This is a genomic window from Micromonospora sp. WMMD975, from assembly GCF_029581215.1.
Classification (GTDB): domain Bacteria; phylum Actinomycetota; class Actinomycetes; order Mycobacteriales; family Micromonosporaceae; genus Micromonospora.
The window spans coordinates 4,613,201-4,634,168 of the sequence record NZ_CP120739.1 but is presented as its reverse complement, the minus strand read 5'-3'; the positions used below and the strand labels follow the sequence as shown (position 1 = coordinate 4,634,168).

Here is a 20,968-nt window from a genome sequence, read left to right as displayed (position 1 = left end):
GGTGGAGCAGATCTGCGTGGTGACGACGGTGGTGGACGCCCGCCGGGTGGCGGACGTATTGGCGGCCACGGCCGTCGCCGGCCGCCTGGCGGCGTGTGCCCAGGTCGGCGGGCCGGTGGACAGCACCTACTGGTGGCAGTCGGCGATCCAGACCACCGCCGAGTGGTGGGTGCGGTTCAAGACCACGCCGGACCGGGTCGACGCGCTCGTCGACCAGCTCCGCGCCAGTCATCCGTACGAGGTGCCGGAGATCCTGGTGAGCCGGGAGGACAGCGGCAACCCCGACTACACGGCGTGGATGCGCGAGCACACCCGACCCTAGGTACGCCTACTCTGTCCGCCCGCCCGGCCGTCGGTGAAGCTGGCGGGGTGGAGAACACCGGCTACCCCTGTCCCGGTTGTGGCGCCCCGGCCGACCTCGTCGCCGGCTGCCGCACCTGCGGCCGCCCGCCCTATCCGCCCGCGGCCGAGGTGGTCCGACTGGACCGGGAGATCGCCGCGCTGACGCCGCGGGTGGACGCGGCCCGCCTCGCGTACCAGGAGCTGTCGGGTCACCTGTCCACGGCCCGGCAGCGGCGGGCGGCGCTTGCCGCCCGGATCCGCCTGGAGATCCCCGCGCCGCGCCCGGCGGCCACCGCCGTACCGCCGCCGCAGGTGCCGCAGGTGCCGCAGGTGCCGCGGGTGCCGCCGCAGGTGCCGGCCGCCGTCCCGGTCCGGCCCGGCGGCGCGGAGACCTCCACCCGGGCGGTGCAGGGCCTGCTCTTCGTCCTCGGTGGACTGCTGCTCGGCACCGCCGCGGTGGTCTTCACCGCGGTCGCCTGGGCCGCGTTCGGCGTGGCCGGCCGGGCGCTGATCCTGCTTGCCGTCACCGCGCTGGCCCTCGCCGCGCCGCTGCTGGCCCGGGCGCGCGGCCTGCGCGGCACCGCCGAGACGATCGCCGCGGTCGGGCTGCTCCTGGTGCTCCTCGACGGGTACGCGGCCTGGTCGGTGAATCTGTTCGGGGTGGCCGGCTGGCCGGGCAGCAGGTACGCCGCGCTGGTCGGGGCGACGAGCGCCGCCGTGGCGGCCGGGTACGGGCGGCTGGGCCGACTCACCGCGCCGTGGTTCGCGGCGTGGCTTGTCGCGCAGCCGGTGCTGCCGCTGGCGGTGGCGGCGTCGAGGCCGTCGGCGGCCGGCTGGGCGCTGGTCCTGACCACCCTGGCGTTGGGCGACCTCGCGGTGGTGGTGGCCCTGCGCCGGCGGATCGCCGGTGGCGCGCCGCGCTCCGGCGACGTGGCCGCGGTCGTCCCGGCGGCGACTGGCTCGCCGGCGACGGCCGGTCCGGCGGTACGGGCCGGGGTGGTGCTCGGTTGGCTCGGGCACGGCGGGGCGCTGGTCCTGGCGGCCGGCTGCGCGCTGGTGCCGCTGGCCGTCGGCCGGGCGGCCGGCGCCGCGATGCTGGCCGGCGGTCCGTTGCTTGTGGTGGCGCTCGCCCTGGTCGCGGGCGCGTTCACGGCGGGCGGCCCGGTGCTGCGCGCGGTGGCCACCGGGCTGCTGGTGCCGGTGCTCGCCGTCGCGCTGCTGCGACCGGTCGCCGCCGTCCGCCCGGGTCTGCTGCTGCTCGCGGCCGGGTTGGTGGTGGTGGCGCTGGCCGGGGCGGTGCGCGTGCTGCCGACGCCGGTCCGGACCGGCCCCCGGGCGGGCGCCCTGGCGGTGGCCGCCGGCCTCGGCCCGGTCGCCGTGGTGCTGACCGGCGTGGTCGGCGCGGCCACCGTGGCCGCCTCGTTCCCGGCCTGGCAGGGCGGCCGGGACTGGGCGGTCCCGTCCTGGGGCTGGCAACTGTCGCCGACGCTGCTGCTCGTCGCCGGTGCGGTGGCGGTGCTGGCGCCCCGGGCCGCCCGGCCGGTGGCCGGGGTGGTGGCCGCCGGGCTGGCCGTCCTCGCCGCGCCGGCGGTGGCGACCGTGCCCTGGCCGGCGGTGCTGGTCGCCGACCTCGCGGTGGCTGCCGCGCTGCTGCTGGGCGTCGCGGTCCGGCCGCGCCGGGGGCGGGTCACCGTGCCGGTGGCCGCGTCGACCGCCGCGCTGCTGGTCGGGCACGCGCTGCTGGTCGGTTGCGCCGACCCGACCGGGACCGGCGCGGTGCTCGCGGTGACGGTCGCGCTCGGCGGAACGGTGGCCGCGCTGGGCCGGCGCGGGTCGGGGGCGCAGCCGGTCGTCGCCGGGGTCGCGCTGGCCGTGGCGCTGCTCGCCGTACCGGCGGTGTTCGTCGTCGCGCTGCTCGGCCTGGGCGCGCCGGCGTGGTGGCAGCTCCGGGGCGGGACCGCCGCCGTCGTGCTGCCGGTGGCCGCCGTCGTCGCGGTCCGCCGCCGGTGGCCCGACCTGAGCGGGTACGCCTCGACGGGGCTCGCGGTGGCGCTCGCCGCGGTCGGACTCGGGCCGCTGGTCGTGGCGGGCCGGGAGCCGGTGGGGCTCTACGCCGTGGCGGGGGTGTGGTTGGCGCTGGCCGCCGGTGGCGGGGCCCGGCCGGCGGTGGCTGTTCGTGCGGTGGGTGGCGCGCTGGCCGGGGTGGCGCTGCTGGCCGCCGCCCCGGCCGCGCTTGCGGTGCTGGGGAGCCTGCCGGTCCGACCCTGGACCGGGCCGCCCGCCGGCACGGCGGTTGCTGCGGAGACGGCCTGGGCCGGTCTGGTGCTGCTGCTCCTGGGGGCCGCCGCGGCGGCGTACACCCGGTTGGCGGCCGGGGTCCCGGCGGGCCGCGCCCAGGTCGGTGCCGGTGCGGGTATGGGGGTCGGGGCGGACGGTGCCCGGGTCGGGGGCGGGGTCGGTGCGGACGATGCCCGGGTCGGGGTGGATCGCACGCGGGTGACCGGCGCTGCGGGGTCCGGCCGCCGGTGGCTGCCGGCGCTGGCCGGGCTGCCGTTCGGCGCGGTGGCCCTGCCGGTGCTGCTCGCGGCGGCCGGCGCGCCCTGGCCGGCGGTGCCGGCGGTGGTGTTCGCGGCCGGGTTGGCCGCGGTGCTGACGGCCGCGGTGACCGGGGCCCGCCCGGTGGTCCCGGCGGTGCTGCTGCCGCTGGGGGCGGTGCTCGGCGGGTTCGGGTTCGCCGGGCTGCTCGCCACCCGCGCCGGAACACTTGCCGCGTTGGGGGCGCTCGTGGTGTCCGGCATCGTGGTGGGGGTGACCGGCCGTCCGGCCGCCGTCCGGCTCACCGGCTGGCTGGGCGCCGTGGTCGCGGCCACCGGCTTCGCGGTCACCGCGCCGCTGGCCGCCGGGCTGCCGCTGCGTACCGCCGGGTTCGCGGTCCTGGCCGTCGCGGCCGTGACCCTGCACGGGGCGCCGGCGTTGCGGACCACCCCCCGGCTCGTCGATCTTGGACTTGTGGTCGTTCGCAGAACTCGCTATCCCGACACCGCAGGCGCCACAACTCCAAGATCGACGGAGCGGTCGGGGGAGCGGTCGGCGGGGTGGGTGCTCGGGGCGGCGGGGGTGGAGGCGGCGGCGCACGGGGTCGCGCTGTTGGCGCTGCTGCTCGCCGGTGGGGCGCTGCGGTACGCGGCGGCGGTCTGCGTGCTGTGGGGCGCGGTGGTGGCGGTGCGGGTGCTGCGACGGGGGGAGACGCGGGCCGGGCGTCGCCGGCTCGCGGCGGTCGCGGCCGGCAGCGAGCTGCTCGGCGGTTGGCTGCTGCTGGCCGCCGGTGGGGTGGCGGTGCTGGAGGCGTACACGGTGCCGCTGGCCGTGCTGGCCCTCGGCGCCGGTCTGGTGGCGCTGCGGCACCGGCCCGGGCTGACCAGTTGGCTGGCGCTCGGGCCGGGGCTCGGCGCGGCGCTGCTGCCGAGCCTCGTCTCGGTGCTGGCCGCGCCGGACCCGCAACCGCTGCGCCGGCTGGCGCTCGGCGTCGCGGCGCTCAGCGCGGTGCTCGGCGGGGCGGTCCGGCGCTGGCAGGCGCCTGTGGTGCTGGGCGCGGCGACGCTCGTGCCACTGGCCTTGCACGAGCTGGCCCGCGGGTGGGACCTGCTGCCCCGGTGGATCTTCCTTGGGCTCGGCGGGCTGCTGCTGATCGGCCTGGCGGCCACCTACGAGCGGCGCCGCCGCGACCTGACCCGGCTGCGTGCGGCCGTGGCCCGGCTGGGCTGACGGCGGGTTCCCGCGCCGGGCCCGGGGGACCGTTCAGGAGGCGGTCGCCACCAGGCCGGGGGTCGTTCAGGAGGCGGTCGCCACCGGGCGGTCGGTGCGGCCGGCGGGGGCCGGACGGCGGGTCAGCACCCGGGGGCCGGCGTCGGTGACCGCGATCGTGTGCTCCGAATGGGCGGTGCGGGAGCCGTCGGCGGAGCGGATGGTCCAGCCGTCGTCGTCGACCCGGATCTCGTCGGTCGAGCGGCACAGCCAGGGTTCGATGGCGATGGTGAGGCCGGGGGTGAGCTTCATGCCCCGGCGGGGGCGGCCACTGTTGGCGACGTGCGGGGCCTCGTGCATCGTCCGCCCGATGCCGTGGCCGCCGAACTCGCCGTTGACCCGGTAGCCGTAGGAGTGTGCGACCTCGCCGATCGCGGCCGAGACGTCACCGAGCCGGCCGCCGGGTCGGGCGGCGGCGATGCCGGCCTCCAGGGCGACCTCGGTGGCCTCGATCAGCCGCAGGTCGGCCGGGTCGGGGGTGCCGACGACGAAGGAGAGCGCGGAGTCGGCGGCCCAGCCGTCGATGGTGACGGCCATGTCGATGCTGAGCAGGTCGCCGTCGCGCAGCACGTAGTCGTGCGGCAGGCCGTGCAGGACCGCGTCGTTCACCGACAGGCACAGCACGTTGCGGAACGGGCCGCGCCCGAACGAGGGGGAGTAGTCCCAGTAGCAGGACTCGGCGCCGCGCTCGGCGATCCGGCGGCGGGCGTGGCGCTCGATGTCCATCAGGTTGACGCCGACCGCGGCGACGCCGCTCAGCTCGGCGAGCAGTTCGCCGACGAACTGGCCGGTCACCGCCATGCGGGCGATCTCATCGGTGGACTTGAGCTCGATCACGGTATTTTTATACCACGTCCGTTCGCGCCGCCCGGAGAGGGCTATCCTGCTGCCATGGTTCGCCAGCCACTCACCGCCGAACAGATCGCCGCGGGCCGGCGCCTCGGCGTCGCCCTCCGGTCCGCGCGGGCCGGCCGCAGCCTGGTCGAGGTGGCTCTGGCGGCCGGCATCTCCCCCGAGACGCTCCGCAAGATCGAGGCGGGCCGCCTGCCCGCACCGGCGTTCGGCACCGTGGTCTGCCTCAGCCAGGCCCTCGACGTACCCCTCGGCGACCTGGCCGACGTGTGGCTGGCCGACATGCGCGTCCGACAGGCGTCCTGACCGATCGCTCCGGTAGGGGTAGCACCACCCCGGACCCGGGGGCTGACGGGATTACCCAGCGCTACCAAAGACGCCAGGATTGGTGACGGAGGGTCGCGCACCGGGTGCGACCCGCGGCACCGGGGGGCGACATCGGATGAGTTCTTCGACGTTGGCGGCACCGGCCACCCGGCGGGGCAGCGACTACGCGCGCCTGTCCCGCCGGGTCGCCGAGGCGGGGTTGTTCGACAGGCGTCCCGGCCGGTACGCGGTCCGCATCGTCGGCACCCTGGGCGCCTTCCTGGCCGGCTGGGCGCTGGTGGCGGTGGTCGGCAACACCTGGTGGCAGCTGCCGCTGGCGGCCGTGATGGCGGTGGCCACCACCCAGGTGGCGTTCCTCGGGCACGACGCCGGGCACCGGCAGATGTTCCGCCGGCGCGGGCCCAGCGAAGCGGCCGGCCTGGTCGCCGGCAACCTCGCCGTGGGGCTCAGCTACGGCTGGTGGGTGGACAAGCACAACCGGCACCACGCCAACCCCAACCACGCCGACGAGGACCCCGACGTCGGCGCCGGCGCGCTGGTCTGGACGTACGAGCAGGCGACGGCGACCCGGGGCCTGAGCCGGTGGATGGCCCGGCGGCAGGCGTGGCTGTTCTTCCCGCTGCTCCTGCTGGAGGGGCTGGCGCTGCACGTGGCGAGCGTCCGGGCGCTCACCGGCCGCGAGCCGGACGGCCGGTGGCGGGTCCCGATGCGGCACCGGGCCGTGGAGGCGCTGCTGCTCGCGGCGCACGGCGTCGGCTACGTCGGCCTGCTGCTGGCGGTCATGTCCCCGGGCAAGGCGCTGCTCTTCGCCGCCGTCCACCAGGGACTCTGGGGCCTCTACATGGGGTGCGCGTTCGCCCCCAACCACAAGGGCATGCCGATGCCGACCGCCGACGACGACCTCGACTACCTGCGCAAGCAGGTGCTCACGGCGCGCAACGTGCGCGGCGGCCGGTTCGTCGACCTGGCGCTCGGCGGCCTGAACTACCAGATCGAGCACCACCTGTTCCCCAACATGCCCCGGGCCAACCTGCGCCGGGCCCGACCGCTGGTCCGGGCGTACTGCGCCGAGCAGGGCATCCCCTACGCGGAGAGCGGGCTCGTCGAGTCGTACCGGCAGGGGTTGGCGCACCTGCACGAGGTGGGGCGACCGCTGCGCGCGGGCTGAGCCCGGCGGGCCGGGCGGGGCGTCGGGGGACGACCCCGGCCCGGTACGGGCGCAGGCCGGTAGGGTCGTCGCATGGTGGACGGGCGCGACATGGTGCGGAGCGCGGCATGAGATTCGAGATCAGCAAGGTGCTGGACGCCATCGAGGGGCGGGTCTGCACCGACCCCGCGCTGGCTCGGGCCGTGGTCGACCTGGCCGAGGTGATCCGGTGGCAGAACCTGGACGGCGGTCGGCCAGCCAGCCTGCTGCGGCTCGGCATGGTGATCGACGCGCTGTCCCGGCAGATCGGGGAGGACAGCGTCCAGGTCTACGCGATCGTGCACCGGGCGTTGCTGTCCGACGCCGACCTGACCTCCAACGAGCGGATGGTGGTCCGCCGCTGGGCCGACGACGGGCTGGTCGAGGTGCTCGACCAGCCCGGCGACCGGATGCTCGAGGTGGCCGACCTGCTCGGCCTGCCGGTGCTGACCCGGGCCCGGCTCGACGGGCTCGTCGGCCGGTACCCGTGGCTCGGCCAGGCCGGCCGGGCGCTCGCCCCGGTGCCCGGCGCCGGCGGGCCGGTGTTCATCGCGCACGTCGGCGGCGGCCAGGACCCGAGCACCGGCAGTCGCTCGCCGGCCGGCGTCAAGCTGCTCTCCCGCAAGTGGCGCTGCCCCGAGCCGGGGTGCGCGTTGTTCGGTGGGGGCGGCGGCGCCTTCGCCGACCTGGCCGCGATCGACCGGGTCCCGTCCGAGCAGCCGCCGCCCACGCTGCGCACCGGCGCGCCGACCTGCCCCCGGCACGGCAGCCGCCTCTCCGACGCCGGGCAGCGCCCGCGCAGCGAGGTGCTGGCGGTGCGGATCGGCGGGCTGGTACGCAAGCGGTTCGTGCTCACCGAGGCCGACCCGGTGGCGGTCGGGCGGGCGCCGGACGGCCCCGGCGGGGTGCAGCTCGGCCAGTGGCTCAACGACGAGGCCCGGCGCTGGATCAGCCGCAGCCACGTCCGCTTCGACCTGGGGCGCGGGGGCGAGGTGGTGGTCACCGACACCAGCACCAACGGCTCCGGCATCCGGCCGGGCGGGTCCATGGTCGAGACGGACCGCATCCCACTGCCGCCGCAGCAGTCCCGGACGCTCGGCGAGGGCGACCTGATCGAGCTCTACCCGGGCGTGCAGGTGGGCCGCGCCGCCGAGACGACGAGCGAAGCGACGTACGCCCCGAACTCGGTGATGGCCGAGGCGCCGACCATGGCGATGCGGCTGCCGCGTCCCTGACCCCCACGCGAAAGGGCGCCGGGACCGTCGTGGTCCCGGCACCCTTTTCGGGTACGCGGATCAGGCGGCCAGCACGGCGGCGAGCTGCGCCACCGCGTGGTCGATCTCCTCTTCGGTGATCACCAGCGGCGGCGCGAGCCGGATGGTCGAACCGTGGGTGTCCTTCGCGAGCACACCGCGCTCCATCAGCCGCTCACACGCCTGCCGGCCGGTCATCAGCGCCGGGTCGATGTCGACGCCGGCCCAGAGGCCGCGCACCCGGACGGCGACGAGGCCCTTACCGAGCAGCCCTTCCAGGCCGGTCCGCAGCCGCTCGCCCAGCTCGGCCGAGCGCCGCTGGAACTCGCCGGTGGCGAGCAGCCGGACCACCTCGGTGGCGACCGCGCACGCGAGCGGGTTGCCGCCGAACGTCGAGCCGTGCTGGCCCGGCTGGAGCACACCCAGCACGTCGGCGTTCGCGGCGACCGCGGAGACCGGCACGATGCCGCCGCCGAGCGCCTTGCCCAGCAGGTACATGTCCGGGACGACGCCCTCCAGGTCGCAGGCGAACGTGGTGCCGGTGCGCCCCAGGCCGGACTGGATCTCGTCGGCGACGAAGAGCACGTTGCGCTCGGTGCACAGCTCGCGGACCCCCGGCAGGTAGCCGGCCGGCGGCACCACGACGCCCTGCTCGCCCTGGATCGGCTCCAGCAGCACGGCCACCGTGTTCTCGTCGATCGCGGCGGCGAGCGCGTCCAGGTCGCCGTAGGGGACCACGGTGAAACCAGGTGTGTACGGCCCGAAGTCGGCGCGCGCGTCCTCATCCGTGGAGAAGCTGACGATGGTGGTGGTGCGGCCGTGGAAGTTCCCCTCCGCCACCACGATGTTGGCCCGGCCCGGGGCCACGCCCTTGACCTGGTAGCCCCACTTGCGGGCGACCTTGATGCCGGTCTCCACCGCCTCCGCGCCGGTGTTCATCGGCAGCACCAACTCCTTGCCGCAGAGCGCGGCCAGCTCCCGGCAGAAGTCGGCGAACTGGTCGTGGATGAACGCGCGGCTGGTCAGCGTGAGCCGGTCGAGCTGCGCGTGCGCGGCCTCGATCAGCTTCGGGTGCCGGTGGCCGAAGTTCAACGCCGAGTAGCCGGCCAGGCAGTCCAGGTAGCGGCGGCCGTCCACGTCGGTCAACCAGGCGCCCTCGGCCGACGAGATCACCACGGGCAGCGGGTGGTAGTTGTGCGCCGTGTGACGCTCCGCGTCCCGGACCGCCGAGGGCGTCCGCAGCATGTCGTCGATGATCACTTGATCGCCTTTCCCTGACGGAGTCGCAACGTGCAGCACTTCGGTCCGCCGCCGGCCTTACGCAGCTCGGACAGGTCGATCCCGATGATCTCGTAACCCCGGTCGCGCAGCTTCGCGGCCAGGTCGGTGGCCTGCGCCGGCAGCACCACGTGCCGGCCGTCGCTGACCGCGTTCAGGCCGAGCACCTCGGCGTCGGCCAGGGTGGCGTGGATCGCGTCCGGGAAGAGCCGGCGCAGCGCCGCCCGGCTGCCCGGGGAGAACGCCTCCGGCAGGTACGCCACGGTCCGCTCGTCGAGCACGGTGAGCGCGGTGTCCAGGTGGTAGAAGCGGGGGTCCACCAACTGCATGGTCACCACCGGATAGCCGAAGACCTCCTGGAGTTGCGCGTGCGAGGCGTGCGCGGTGCGGAACCCGGTGCCGGCGAGCAGGTGGTCGCCGGCCAGTAGGACGTCGCCCTCACCCTCGTTGACGTGCTTCGGGTCGTACATCTCGAAACCGGCGGCCTCGAACCAGGCGCGGTAGGCGGGGGCCTCGTCGGCGCGCTGCGGGTCGCGGAACTGCACCGCCATCGCCTTGTCGTCGATCACCGTGCCGCCGTTGGCCGCGAAGACCATGTCCGGCAGGCCGGCGACCGGTTCGATCAGCTCGACCTCGTGGCCCAGATCGACGTACGTCTGCCGGAGCTGCTCCCACTGCCGGATCGCCAGGGCGGCGTCGACCGGGGCGGTGGGATCCATCCAGGGGTTGATCGCGTAGTCGACGGCGAAGTACGTCGGCCGGCACATCAGGAAGCGCTGGCGGGTGGCGTCCATCGTCATGTGGTGCTCCCAGGGTCGGGCGCGCCCGGCCACGGTCGGCCCACGGGCTGGCGCCGTGGCTCAACCGTATGCGTCCCGGTGCGACGACATCCACCGCAAGAACTTGCGTAGACCAGCGAATCATTGCGTGTACGCGCTCAGGTCCGACGATTCCTTGCGTCGCTCTGGCACGCAGCCGCCCGTGCCGGGGTACCTGCGGGCCGGATTCAGGTGGCGACCGGCGGGGAGGCGCTCCCCGGATGTCTGAGAGGGTGGCCGGCGTCTCGATCCACTCCACTTCGGCGAGGTGGCGGTATCCCGGCCCGCTCGACCCCGCCACTTCGGCGGAATGGAGTCGATCAAGCGCGGGTTCTCGCCCATCGGGAGCACGTTCCCACCCAATGCACCTCTGGGGATCTGACCGGACAAGGTTGCGTGGAGAACTGTGCCCCTCCGGGCCACTCGCTTCCACCATCTCGGACGGCGTGAGTCGAAGAGCGCGGAACACACTTCGGGGGCGGCGAGTCGCCGCCCCCGAAAGAGGTGTTGCCCGGCCGGTGAACCACCGGTGCTGCCCGGTGAACCACCGGAGCTTTTCGGGCTGCCGGTCGCTGCCGGCGATCGGAACAGTGCCCTCAGAACCGATCGACAAACTGTGAGTCAAGCCACTCGCGGAACCGGCCCACCCACTCGCCGTCAGTGGTCGGCCAGTCGAACTGCCCGGTCATCGCCACGATGCCGAGCACCACGGCGGCCAGGCCGACCATGATGCCGATCAGCGCGTCGGTCTTCCCGGCCACGTGCCGGCGTCGGGTGGCGATCAGGCCCAGCACCGCCAGCACCGCGCCGGCCGCGCCGAGCCCGATGCCGTAGCCGGCCAGCGTGCCGGAGAGCACGAAGAGCGCGCCGGCCACGGACACGACCAGACCGAGCGTGGCGAGAAGGCTGGCCCGCGGCTTCTTCGTCAGCTCCGGATCGAGTTCCCGCTCGGGGCGACCGTCGCGGTCCAGGTCGACGGGCCGGTCGGTGTGGGTTTCGCGGTTCGGGTCGACGGACCGGTCGGTGTGGACGTCGCGGTTCGGGTCCACGGGCCGGTCGATGTGGCTGTCGCGGTCGAGGTTGACGGGTCGGTCGGGGTGACCGTCGCGGTCCAGGTCGACGGGCCGGTCGGGGTGGCCGTCACGGTTCGGGTCGACGGTCGGCTCCGGGTCGACGGTCCGCGCGTTCCGGCCCAACGGCCTGCTGGTCGCCGCCCGGGCCGAGGCGGCCCGCTGCGCTGCCCGCCGCTCCGCCTCGCCGGTCCGTGCCATGGTCTCGACATGCCCGTCGCCGACCGGTCCGGCCTCGCCGCCGCGCCCGTCCGCCGGAACCCGCCCGGCGTCGGTGACTCGCTCAGCTTCGCCGCCGCGCCCGGCCCCGCTGATCGGCCCGGCCTCGCCGGCACGCTTCGCTTCGGTGGCGGTCGAGTCGCTGCGGTACGTGGCCCGCGCCGCGTCGCGGTCGGTGACCACCGGTTGGCCGGCCGTTCCGTCTGCGGTCGGGTGCTCGTCGCGGGCGTCGACGACACCGTCGCTGTTCGTATCGGTACTGTTCGCCGGGGACTTCCGGCGGGACAAGATGTTCACCTTGGCACCTCCTGATGCAGGCGCGGAGGCCGCGCATGACTGTCAGGAGGTACCCAGGCGTGCGGAAATCGACACCCGGTGACGGAACCGGGGCCGCCCGGCGGGGCCGGCTTGCGGCCCCGGTTCCCGCGCCGGGCGGCGCCGTCGTCAGGACTGGGTGCGTGACCACTGCTGGTTGGTGCCGCTCCCGCAGGTGTACTGCTGGACGTCCGCGCCGTCGCCGGTGCCGGAGTTGACCACGTCCAGGCACTTGCCGCTGTGCCGGGCCCGGAGCTGGAACCAGCTGCCGAGCGCGGCCCACTGCCACTGCTGGTTGGCGCCGCTGCCGCAGGTGTACTGGATGATGTTGGCGCCGTCGGCGGTGGACGCGCCGGCGACGTCGAGACACTTGCCGCTGTTGGCGTTGACGAGGCGGAACCAGCCGCCGCCGGCGTCCTGGAACTCCCACCGCTGGTTGCCACCGCCGTTCCAACTCCACTGCTTGACCTCGGCGTTGTTCGCGGTGGAGTTGTCCATCACGTCCAGCACCCGGCCGCTGTGCCGGGCGGTGACCCGGTAGGTGGTGGGCGCGCTGCCGGTGACCGTCCCGGCAGCCGTGTCGATGGTGACCGACGGATACCAGGTCAGGCTCATGCTGGTGGCGGTCGGGAAGCTGATCGGCAGCCACACGTACTGCGAGTCGTTGGCCGGCCCGCCCCAGGCTCCCGCCCACCTGTCACCCATGTACAGGTAGCTGGTGGTGGAGGTGCCCTGGATCGGCAGCACGAAGGCCGGTTGGGAGCTGAACGTGGTGTTGTTGCCCACGTCGGTCCAGCCGCTCCACGGTCCCGAGATGCTCGTCGCGGTGGCGTACCTGGCCTGGTTCGGGCTCCAGCCGGTCGCCGCCGACGTCAGCAGGAAGTAGGTGCTACCCCGCTTGAACATCGCCGGCGCCTCGCGGGTCGCGCCGGCCCAGAAGTTGCCCACTAGGCCGGCGACGTTGAGATAGTCCGAGGTGAGCCGGTAGATGTGCAGATCGCGGTTCTCGTTGGCGGCCGAGATCATGTACGCGGTGCCGTTGTCGTTGTAGAGCGTGATGTCCCGCGACATGTGCTGCCCGAGCGGCCGGAAGCTGCCGTGGTAGGTGTAGTTGCCGTCCACGGTGGCCGACGAGGCGACGGCCGCCCGCGCCTCGCCGTAGTCCGACCCGTTCTCCTTGTGCATCCACATCACGAACCGGCCGGTGGCGGCGTTGTAGATGACCTTCGGCCGCTCGATGTTGGATCGTTGCAGCTCGGCGGCCGACGTCTGGGTGAGGACGTTGTTGCGGAACTCCCAGGTGCGCAGGTCGGTGGAGCGGTAGACGGAGACCGCCCGGAAGGTGTTGTCCGGATTGCGGTTCTCGCCGAACCAGTAGTAGTAGTTGTCGACCTTGAGGACGCCGCCGCCGTGGGCGTGCACCACGGCGCCGCTCGTGTCGGTGAACTGCGTGCCGTTGGTGACGGTCACCGGGGCCGCCAGCGCGGCCGTGGGCGGCCCGACCATCGTCGCCAGGGCCACGACCAGCGCCACGCCGGCCGCCAGGAGGCGTCCGCGTCCGCTCAGCCGACCGTTCCCGCCGTCGGGGCCCGTCCGGGCCGTCGACCGCATGCCGGTCACCGGCCGCAGACCGGCGTGAAGCCGCCGGACCAGCCGCTGACGGCCACCATCAGCCCGAACGTGGTCGAGGCGCCCGGCGCCAGCGTCCCGTTCCAGGAGGCGTTGTGGACCACGACGTTCTGACCGGTGACCTCCGCCACCCCGCCCCAGATCGTCTGGATGCGCTCGTCACCGGACCACCGCCACTTCACGAGCCAGTCGTGCATCGGCTCGGTGCCGGTGTTGCGCACGGTGACCGTGGCGATGAAACCGCCGTACCACTGATTGTCGATCGTGGCCGACGCGGCGCACGTCGACGTCGACAGCGTCCGGCCCGGTCCGCCGATGAGGTACGGATCCTGCGTGCCGTGCGTGTCGCTGAACCGGAACCAGTAGTCGGTGTCGGGCGTCAGCCCGTCGATGGTCACGTCGCCGAAGCGCTCCGGCCCGGAGACGGCCTCGGCCACCGGGTTGCGCCGCTCAGTGGCGTCCTCCCGGCTGGCGAAGAGGGTGACGACCATCGGCGGGTCGTAGCCGCAGGGCGGGAAGAGAATCAGCGAGTAGGTGATGGTGAGGCTGGTGGTGGTGGCACCGCTCACCCGGCCGCTGACCGGCAGTGCCGGCGGGCACGTCAGCGTCGGGCCGGGCGTCGGCGTCGCCGCCGCGACGGTGGGCGGCTGGACGGCCGGCGGCTGGACGGCCCCGGTCGAGGTGGCCAGGCCGGTCAGGGTGAGCGCGGCGGCCAGAGCCGCGCCGAGCGTACGAAGCATCTGTTTCTCCTGCACTGAGAGCCCCGCCCCGCGGCGTGATCGGCGGGAGTGGCGGCACGGCGGACTGCCGGAGAGGGACTGCCCGGCGCCGGGTGGGCGCACCACCCCGCGCGTCACTCTCCTGCTGGATCGAGCGGCTCGCACCGGCTCCCGAGCGCGACTGGAGTCAGTCTGTCAGTCGACAGGTGTCGATTCAATGGAGTCCCACGGCGCGGCCGGCGCCCGGATGTGAGGCGAGAGGTGACGCTGGGCGGCTAGTCGGGCGCGACGCCGTGGGAACGGAGGATCTGGCGCACGCGTTCGCGCGTGTAGCCGGTCACCCGCACGATGTCGACCTGCCGCATGCCGCTCCTGGATGCCTCCGCGATGGCCGTCGCGAGCTGCTCGCGGGCCACGGTGACCTTCTCCCGATCCTCGGCCGCGCGCTGGGCGGAGGCAGCGGCGGTGGCCTGCGCCAGGTGAAACGCGCGTACCGCATCCGCCAGTCGGTTGGCCATACCGTAGATGATCTCACTGGCCAAGTCAGACACGACTTCCATGGCCATTGATTGGCCAAATGGGTGATGGTAGTTTGGCATTATGCAGGCGGCCCTCGGGCAGCGATTGCGCCGCTGGCCGAGGGCCTTGATCGCCTACGAGGAGGCGACCCGTGAGCACCCTACCCACCCTGCCCGACTGCGGAGAACCGGCGACCGTCCGGATCGAGCTGTACACGACGGACTCCCTGGACGGCTGCGTGTACACCTGCGAGGCGCATGCCGCGCCCGCCGTCGCCGCGTTCGGCGGAGCCGGGCTGGCCGCGTACCCGACGTGTCTGGAGCCCGGGGTGTCGCGGCCCTGCGGGCACGTGTACGTCTATCCGACCGGCACTCTCGCCGACGACCCGGACCACCCACGCTGGTGCGACCGGGACGGCTGCCGGCTCCGGGGTCAGCACCGCTCCCGTACCCGCCGGACGGACCCCGACCAGCCGGCGGCGCTCGGGGTGGGGCTGGTACGGGCGCTGCATCCCACCGGCGAGCCGATGGTGAGCCTGCGCGGCGCGGAGGCCGGCCTGCTGTTGTCGATCGGGCAGGCGCGGGTGCTGCGGTACCGCCTGGCCCGCCTGCTCGACCTGGCGGCGGCCAGCCGACGGGCGTGACAACTGCTGACTACGCTTGATCCGTGCCAGAGGGACACACCATCCACCGGCTCGCCGCCCGGCACGCCGAGTTGTTCGCCGGCGACAAGGTGCACGCCGACAGCCCGCAGGGCCGCTTCGCCGCGGGCGCCGCCCGGCTCACCGGCACCGTCCTGGAGCACACCGAGGCGTACGGCAAGCACCTGCTGCACCACTACGCCGGCGAGCTGGCGTTGCACGTACACCTGGGGTTGTACGGGAAGTTCGCGGACGGGCCGGGGGAGCCGCCGGTCCCGGTCGGGCAGGTGCGGCTGCGGCTGCACAGCGACCGCAACTGGCTGGAGCTGCGCGGACCCGCCGCCTGCGAGCTGCTCACCCCGCCCGAGGTGGCGGCGCTGCGCGGCCGGCTCGGCCCCGACCCGCTGCGCGGCGACGCCGACCCGGATCGGGCGTACGCGCGGATCCGGCGCAGCCCCACCCCGCTGGCCGCGCTGCTGCTGGACCAGTCCGTGGTGGCCGGCACCGGCCTGATCTTCGTGACCGAGGCGCTGTTCCGCGCCGGGGTGCCCCCGCTGCTGCCCGGGCGGGAGCTGACCTCGGCCGGCTGGGCGGGACTCTGGGCGGACCTGGTGACGCTGATGACCCGGGGAGTCGAGCGCGGCCGGATCGACACCGTGCGCGACGCGGACCTGCCGGAGGCGACCGGTCGGGCGCCGCGGGTCGACCGGCACGGCGGCGAGGTGTACGTCTACCGGCGGGCGGGCGCGCCCTGCCACGTCTGCGGGACCGAGGTGAGCCGGGGCTCACTCGCCGGGCGCAACCTCTACTGGTGCCCCACCTGCCAGGCCGGCTGAACCCGCCAGCGGTCCGGCCGGCTCGTCGCGCTGCGCGGGGCTGGCCCGTCGCGTCGCCGCCGACGTTGGCTGCGTCACGTCTCGTCGAGCAGCCAGCGGGCCGCCTCGACGTTGCCGGGGAAGACCTGCTCGCCGTCGATGCTCCAGGCCAGCGTCTGCCCGATCGCCCAGCCGCGTACCCGCTCCCGGTCCAGGCCCAGCTCGGCGGTGAGCCGGTCGAGCCGGTGCCGTACCGCCGCCGGGGAGTGACCCAGCTCGGCGCCGCGCACCAGCGGCACGACCGCGAACTCCCGCTCGCCGACAAGCGGCTTCGGGTCGATGACCAGCCACGGCTCGCGCCCGGCGGCCAGCACGTTGCCGGCGTGCAGGTCCTGGTTGACGAGCACCTGTCCGCCCTGGCTCGGCGCGAGGTCGGCGAGCATCCCGAGCGCCGCGTCGAGCAGCCTCCGCTCGTACGGGCGGTTGGCCCGGCGCCACTTGACCGGCATCCGCTCGGCCCAGCCGGCGGCCTCCTCGGCGAGTGACGTGAACGGTGGGCCGGCCGGCACCGCCAGCCGGGGCAGCAGGCCGACCGCGGCGTCGAGCGCGGCGTCGGCCGGCAGCGTGTGCAGCGGGGTGCCCGGGTCGCAGCGCTCGACCAGCAGCGCCCGCCGGTCGGCGTCGTGGGCGAGCAGCCGGATCGCGCCCCGCCCGGCCCAGTGCGCCAGCGCGGTGGCCTCGTGGACGCTGTCGTCGTCCGGGTACTGCACCTTCAACACCGCCCGGGTGCCGTCCGGCAGCTCGGCCGGCAGGGCGAGCGAGGCGTACGCGTAGTCGAACGGCGGCCCGACGGCGGTCAGCTCCCACCGCGCCACGCACTCCCCCAGCCGGTCGGGCAGCTCCGCCAGCCACCCCCGCCCCACCGCTGTCCGTTCGACCCACCGCAGCCCCGCCGGAATCTCCCACCGCACCCGCCCATCCTGCCCGATCGGCTTTGGGTGCAGTTGTTGTCGCCAGGGCAGCAACAGTTGCACCCAAAGGCGGTCAGGGGCGCCAACCGGCGGCGGTCAGGGCGGCGTGGAGCTGGGCGACCACGTCGGACGGTCGGTGCCTCACGTCGAACGCGGTGAAGCGCAGGATGCGATCGCCCTCGATCCAGACCCGGTTCTGCCGGCGCAGGTCCGCCGCCCAGTGCCGGACGTCCATGTGATGGGCGCCGTCCACCTCCACGTGCAGCCGCCAGCGCCGCCAGTACGCGTCCAGGTAACGCTGCCGGCCGTCGGCGTCCCGGCGACGCTCCTGCCCGTCCGGAACCGGCAGCCCGTGGCGGCGGCAGAGCCGCACCAGGTCGATCTCCGAAAGCGCCTCCGCGCCGCCGGCCACGTCGTGCAGCGTCTGCCGGATCAGGGGTCGCCGCCGGGCCCGGGCAGCCGGTCCAGCACCGCGCCGAGCTCCGCCCGGGGTCGCCCGCCGCTGCTGGCAGCCGGCCGCGACGATCGCCTGCGCCTCGTCGTCCGTACGCGCCCAGCCGGCCGCGTCCACCAACGAGCGCGCCATGGTGGTACGGGCCGGCCGGCCCACCTGGCGGTCGGCGGCGGGCAGGTGACGCGCCCGACGGACCCGTACCGCCGGCAGGCCCGGCGGTAGCCGGCGGATCGGGCCGACCGCCCGGCGCTGGTGCGGCACCAGGACGTCCACCGCGTCGTGCCGCCATGCGTCGCGCAGCCCGCCGGCCCGCGCGGCGGCGAGCCCGGCGAGCACCGCGCCGTCGCCCGCCGCCAGCACCGCGACCCACCACTGCTGCTCCCGGGTGTACGGGCCGCCCGGTGCGGCGCGCAGGATCCCGCGACACACCCGGTGCCAGCGACCGCTCGCCAGCAGGTGCCGGACCCGACCCGGCGGCAGAACTTCCGTCGCCTGGGCCCAGGTGAGCACCTCGGACTGCCCGAACAGCAACCATTCCAGCCGCGACGCGTCGTCTCCCGGTATCCGCACCGGTCGATTCCACAGCGCGCTGTGCGCGCTCGTCCGCCCCGAACCGGCACATGGCGCGTGGCCGGGCGGGTGTTAAGCGGGGGCCCCGCCTATACCGGAGGCGTTAACCGGGGCCCCCGCCTTACGCGAGGGCGGCGAGGGCGTCGACGGCCTTGCGGGCGGCGATCAGCACCGGGTCCCAGACCGGCGCGTACGGGGGCGCGTAACCGAGGTCGAGCGCGGTCATCTCGTCCACCGTCATGCCGTTCCACAGCGCCACGGCCAGCGCGTCGATCCGCTTGGCCGCCTCGGACCAGCCGACGATCTGTGCCCCGAGCAGCCGCCCGCTGGGCCGCTCGGCGATCAGCTTCACGGTCATCTGCCGCGCGCCCGGGTAGTAGCCGGCCCGGTTCGTCGACTCGGCCAGCACGGTGACGAACTCGAAGCCGGCCTCGGCGGCGTCCCGTTCCCGCAGCCCGGTGCGCCCCACCTCCAGGTCGCAGACCTTGGTGACGGCGGTGCCGATCACGCCGGGGAAGGTGGCGTACCCGCCGCCGATGTTGATCCCCGCGACGCGGCCCTGCTTGTTCGCGTGCGTGCCGAGCGGAATGTGCACCGGCATGCCGCTGACCCGGTGCAGGCTCTCCACGCAGTCGCCGGCCGCCCACACGCCGGGCACCCCGGTCACCCGCATCCGGCGGTCCACCCGGATCCCGCCGGACGGACCGAGCGGCAGGCCGGCGGCCTCGGCGAGCGCGGTGTTGGGGCGTACGCCGAGACCCAGCACCACGATGTCGGCCGGGATCGGCCCCTCGTCGGTGACCACCGCGGCGATCCGGCCGTCCCGTTCTGCCAGGCCGGTGACGGTCAGCCCGGTGCGGATGCCGATGCCGGTGCCGCGCATCGCCTCGGCCACCAGCTCGCCCATGTCCGGGTCGACGGTGGACATCGGCTGCGCGGCCTGCTCGACCAGTTGGACGGAGAGCCCGCGGTAGACGAGCGCCTCGGCCATCTCGACGCCGACGTAGCCGCCGCCGACCACCACCGCGTGCCGCGGCCGGGGCTCGCGTTCCAGCCAGTCGCGCACCGCCTCGCCGTCGTCGAGCGTCTGCACGCCGAACACCCCGGCCACGTCGTCGCGCGCCCACTCCGGCTGCACCGGGGTGGCGCCGGTGGCGTACACCAGGGTGTCGAAGCCGGCGCGGACCTCGCCGCCGCCGTCCAGGTCCCGGGCGACCACCTCGCGGCGGCCCAGGTCGATGGCGGTCACCTCGTGGCGCATCCGGACGTCGATGTCGTAGTCGTCGTGGAAGGCCGCCGGGGTGCGGGCGACGAGTTGGTCGCGCTCCGGGACCACGCCGCCGATCCAGTAGGGGATGCCGCAGGCCGAGTAGGAGGTGAAGTGCCCCCGCTCGAAGGCGGTGATCTCCAGGTCGGCCCGGCCGCGGCGGCGCCGCGCCTGCGACGCCGCCGACATGCCGGCGGCGTCGCCGCCGATGACGATCATCCGTTCCGCCACGCCGCTCATCCTGTCACGCCCGGCCCGCGCCACGGGCGAGCTCAACCACGGGTCTGCCGGGCCACGTCCGCGACCACGTCGGCCAGGTCGCCGGTACGCGCGAACACCTCCCGCTGCCGCGCCGCGCCGGTGCCGTGCCGGCGCAGCCCGCCGAGCAGTTCGGTCACCCGGTCGAGGTCGCCGTGCCGCGCCAACTCCGGGCGGATCCGGTCGACCATCCGGTCCAGCAGCTCCCAAGCCGGCCGCAGCTCGCCGTCGTGCAGGTCGACGCCCTCGCCTTCCAGCCCGTCGTGGGCGGCCCGCCAGTGCGCCGCCACCAGCAGGTGGTGGTCGGTGTTGACGGCCGGTCGGCCGGCGGCGATGTCGGTGAGCGCGGTCGCGACGAGCCCGCGCACGAGCGCGGCCACCAGGATCGCGTCGTCCACGGACGGGCAGACGTCACCGATCCTGATCTCCACGGTCGGGTACTTGGCGGAGAGCCGGGCATACCAGTAGAGCATTCCCTCGTCCAGCATCACGCCGCTGGCGATGAGCTGCCGGATCAGTCGCTGGTAGTGCTCGTGCGACTCCAGGTAGGGCGTGGGCGCGACGGACGGCCAGCGTTCCCACTCGATCGAGCGCCAGCTCGCATAGCCGGTGTCCGCGCTGCGCGCGAACGGGGAGTTGACGGTGGCCGCCTGGAGGATCGGCAGCCAGGGCCGGACGTGGTTGAGTACCTGGACGCCGGTGTCCGGGTCCGGTACGCCGACGTGCACGTGCATGCCGTTGTTGCCGGGGCCGGGCACCAGCAGCCGGAACCGCTCGATCATCCGGTCGAAGCGGGGCTTGTCCACCACCGCCGGGACCGGCCCGTCGACCGGCCCGGTGCCGATCGCCAGCAGCCGTACGCCGGCCCGCTCGGCCGCGTCGGCCAGCTCGGCGCGCAGCATCGACAGCGAGTGCCGGATCGAGGACAGGTCCAGCCCCGGCGGGCTGCCGATCTCGATCTGGCTGGTCTGGAACTCGCGTTCCACCTGGCCCCGCAGCTCGGCCGGCACCTGCTCCATCACCAGTTCGACGGCGGGCACGGCGGTGCCGGTGTGCGGGTCGGCGAGCAGGAACTCCTCCTCGACGCCGACCGTCAACAGGTCGGTCCGGCCGTCCGGCGCGGCGTCCCGTTCCCGCTCCGCCACTGAGCCGCTCATCGCCACCACCGTCTCCTTCCGACCGGCACGGCACCGTGCCGTGTGGTCGACGCCTTGTTACCCACCGTGTCGGCGTCCGGAAACGCGCCGGGCGGCGTGTCGGGCCGGGGGTGACACGACGTTCTAGGGTGAGCGGGTGGCAGGAATGCTGGCGCTGGTGAGCGGGCCGTGGGCGTACGCCCTCGCCCTGGTCGCGGACCGGCCGACCGGCTTGCTGGCCGGCGCTGCCGTGGTCGCCGCGCTGCTGCTGGCCACGGTGCTCGCGCTGCGGGTGCGGGCGCTGCCCACGGCACCCGGTGCCCGGCACACCGCCGCCCTGCGCGCCCGTGCCCGCAGCCGTCAGGTGCCCCGGCAGGTCGATCCGGACGCGCCGGGTCGTCCGCGCCCCCGCGCCCCCGGACTGCGCCCGTCGGCCGCCTAGCCACGCCGGACCGCCGCTGGTAGGGGCGGATCTGCCGGTTCGGGTCGGACGCCGCCCGGAGGCGTGCTCCAGCGCCTGGCCGTC

19 protein-coding genes are annotated in these 20,968 nt (G+C 74.8%); 8 read left to right on the top strand and 11 right to left on the bottom strand.

From position 1 onward, the window contains the following. The first annotated feature begins 1 nt into the window (after position 1). Together cutA and O7613_RS20285 are read left to right on the top strand one after the other, a co-directional pair. Positions 2–322 (top strand): divalent-cation tolerance protein CutA, encoded by a 321-nt coding sequence (gene cutA / locus O7613_RS20290; RefSeq protein WP_281586863.1) that lies wholly within the window; start codon positions 2–4, stop codon positions 320–322. A 47-nt stretch (positions 323–369) separates the two neighbouring features. Next, positions 370–4,107, top strand: a complete 3,738-nt coding sequence (locus O7613_RS20285; RefSeq protein WP_282289610.1) for a hypothetical protein — start codon at positions 370–372, stop codon at positions 4,105–4,107. A 66-nt stretch (positions 4,108–4,173) separates the two neighbouring features. Here O7613_RS20285 and map read toward each other — a convergent pair whose 3' ends face one another. Continuing rightward, on the bottom strand, positions 4,174–4,983 hold the full coding sequence (map, locus tag O7613_RS20280) for a type I methionyl aminopeptidase (protein ID WP_282289609.1): 810 nt from the start codon (positions 4,981–4,983) through the stop codon (positions 4,174–4,176). A 54-nt stretch (positions 4,984–5,037) separates the two neighbouring features. Between map and O7613_RS20275 the strand changes: the two genes are divergently transcribed. From O7613_RS20275 to O7613_RS20265, 3 genes are all read left to right on the top strand, one after another. Beyond that, a complete protein-coding gene (locus O7613_RS20275; RefSeq protein WP_281586866.1) occupies positions 5,038–5,304 on the top strand; it encodes a helix-turn-helix transcriptional regulator in 267 nt (88 codons plus the stop codon). Between the two features lie 136 nt (positions 5,305–5,440). Further along, positions 5,441–6,493, top strand: a complete 1,053-nt coding sequence (locus tag O7613_RS20270) for an acyl-CoA desaturase (protein ID WP_282289608.1) — start codon at positions 5,441–5,443, stop codon at positions 6,491–6,493. A 107-nt stretch (positions 6,494–6,600) separates the two neighbouring features. Continuing rightward, on the top strand, positions 6,601–7,746 hold the full coding sequence (locus O7613_RS20265) for an FHA domain-containing protein (protein ID WP_281586868.1): 1,146 nt from the start codon (positions 6,601–6,603) through the stop codon (positions 7,744–7,746). 60 nt (positions 7,747–7,806) lie between these two features. On the opposite strand, the gene rocD is transcribed toward O7613_RS20265, so the two are convergent. The 6 genes from rocD to O7613_RS20235 form a co-directional block, all read right to left on the bottom strand. After that, positions 7,807–9,021, bottom strand: coding sequence for an ornithine--oxo-acid transaminase (gene rocD / locus O7613_RS20260; protein ID WP_281590107.1), 1,215 nt, complete (start codon positions 9,019–9,021; stop codon positions 7,807–7,809). Beyond that, positions 9,021–9,836, bottom strand: coding sequence for a dimethylargininase (gene ddaH / locus O7613_RS20255; protein WP_281590109.1), 816 nt, complete (start codon positions 9,834–9,836; stop codon positions 9,021–9,023). Before ddaH ends, rocD begins: the two co-directional genes overlap by 1 nt. A 620-nt stretch (positions 9,837–10,456) precedes the next feature. After that, a complete protein-coding gene (locus tag O7613_RS20250; protein WP_282289607.1) occupies positions 10,457–11,446 on the bottom strand; it encodes a thrombospondin in 990 nt (329 codons plus the stop codon). A gap of 147 nt (positions 11,447–11,593) precedes the next feature. Next, positions 11,594–12,970, bottom strand: a complete 1,377-nt coding sequence (locus O7613_RS20245; protein ID WP_348775421.1) for an RICIN domain-containing protein — start codon at positions 12,968–12,970, stop codon at positions 11,594–11,596. Between the two features lie 110 nt (positions 12,971–13,080). Next, the gene (locus O7613_RS20240; RefSeq protein ID WP_282289605.1) at positions 13,081–13,833 is read right to left on the bottom strand and encodes a cellulose binding domain-containing protein; all 753 of its coding nucleotides are present in this window, start codon (positions 13,831–13,833) and stop codon (positions 13,081–13,083) included. A gap of 254 nt (positions 13,834–14,087) precedes the next feature. Beyond that, the gene (locus tag O7613_RS20235; protein WP_282289604.1) at positions 14,088–14,330 is read right to left on the bottom strand and encodes a hypothetical protein; all 243 of its coding nucleotides are present in this window, start codon (positions 14,328–14,330) and stop codon (positions 14,088–14,090) included. A gap of 152 nt (positions 14,331–14,482) precedes the next feature. Between O7613_RS20235 and O7613_RS20230 the strand changes: the two genes are divergently transcribed. Continuing rightward, positions 14,483–14,974 carry a hypothetical protein gene (locus O7613_RS20230; RefSeq protein WP_282289603.1) on the top strand — a complete coding sequence of 164 codons (492 nt, stop codon included), beginning with the start codon at positions 14,483–14,485 and terminating at the stop codon, positions 14,972–14,974. Positions 14,975–14,997: 23 nt separating this feature from the next. Further along, positions 14,998–15,807 (top strand): DNA-formamidopyrimidine glycosylase family protein, encoded by an 810-nt coding sequence (locus O7613_RS20225; protein WP_282289602.1) that lies wholly within the window; start codon positions 14,998–15,000, stop codon positions 15,805–15,807. Positions 15,808–15,881: 74 nt separating this feature from the next. On the opposite strand, the gene O7613_RS20220 is transcribed toward O7613_RS20225, so the two are convergent. From O7613_RS20220 to O7613_RS20205, 4 genes are all read right to left on the bottom strand, one after another. Next, a complete protein-coding gene (locus O7613_RS20220; protein WP_282289601.1) occupies positions 15,882–16,757 on the bottom strand; it encodes an aminoglycoside phosphotransferase family protein in 876 nt (291 codons plus the stop codon). Between the two features lie 73 nt (positions 16,758–16,830). Next, complete coding sequence (locus O7613_RS20215) at positions 16,831–17,781, bottom strand: DUF559 domain-containing protein (RefSeq protein ID WP_282289600.1); 951 nt, start codon at positions 17,779–17,781, stop codon at positions 16,831–16,833. A gap of 121 nt (positions 17,782–17,902) precedes the next feature. After that, complete coding sequence (locus O7613_RS20210) at positions 17,903–19,279, bottom strand: FAD-dependent oxidoreductase (protein ID WP_282289599.1); 1,377 nt, start codon at positions 19,277–19,279, stop codon at positions 17,903–17,905. A 41-nt stretch (positions 19,280–19,320) separates the two neighbouring features. Beyond that, positions 19,321–20,472 carry a glutamate--cysteine ligase gene (locus tag O7613_RS20205; protein ID WP_282289598.1) on the bottom strand — a complete coding sequence of 384 codons (1,152 nt, stop codon included), beginning with the start codon at positions 20,470–20,472 and terminating at the stop codon, positions 19,321–19,323. A 136-nt stretch (positions 20,473–20,608) separates the two neighbouring features. Here O7613_RS20205 and O7613_RS20200 point away from each other — a divergent pair, with 136 nt between their 5' ends. Further along, positions 20,609–20,884 carry a DUF6412 domain-containing protein gene (locus O7613_RS20200; RefSeq protein WP_282294578.1) on the top strand — a complete coding sequence of 92 codons (276 nt, stop codon included), beginning with the start codon at positions 20,609–20,611 and terminating at the stop codon, positions 20,882–20,884. The last annotated feature ends 84 nt before the right edge of the window (positions 20,885–20,968 follow it).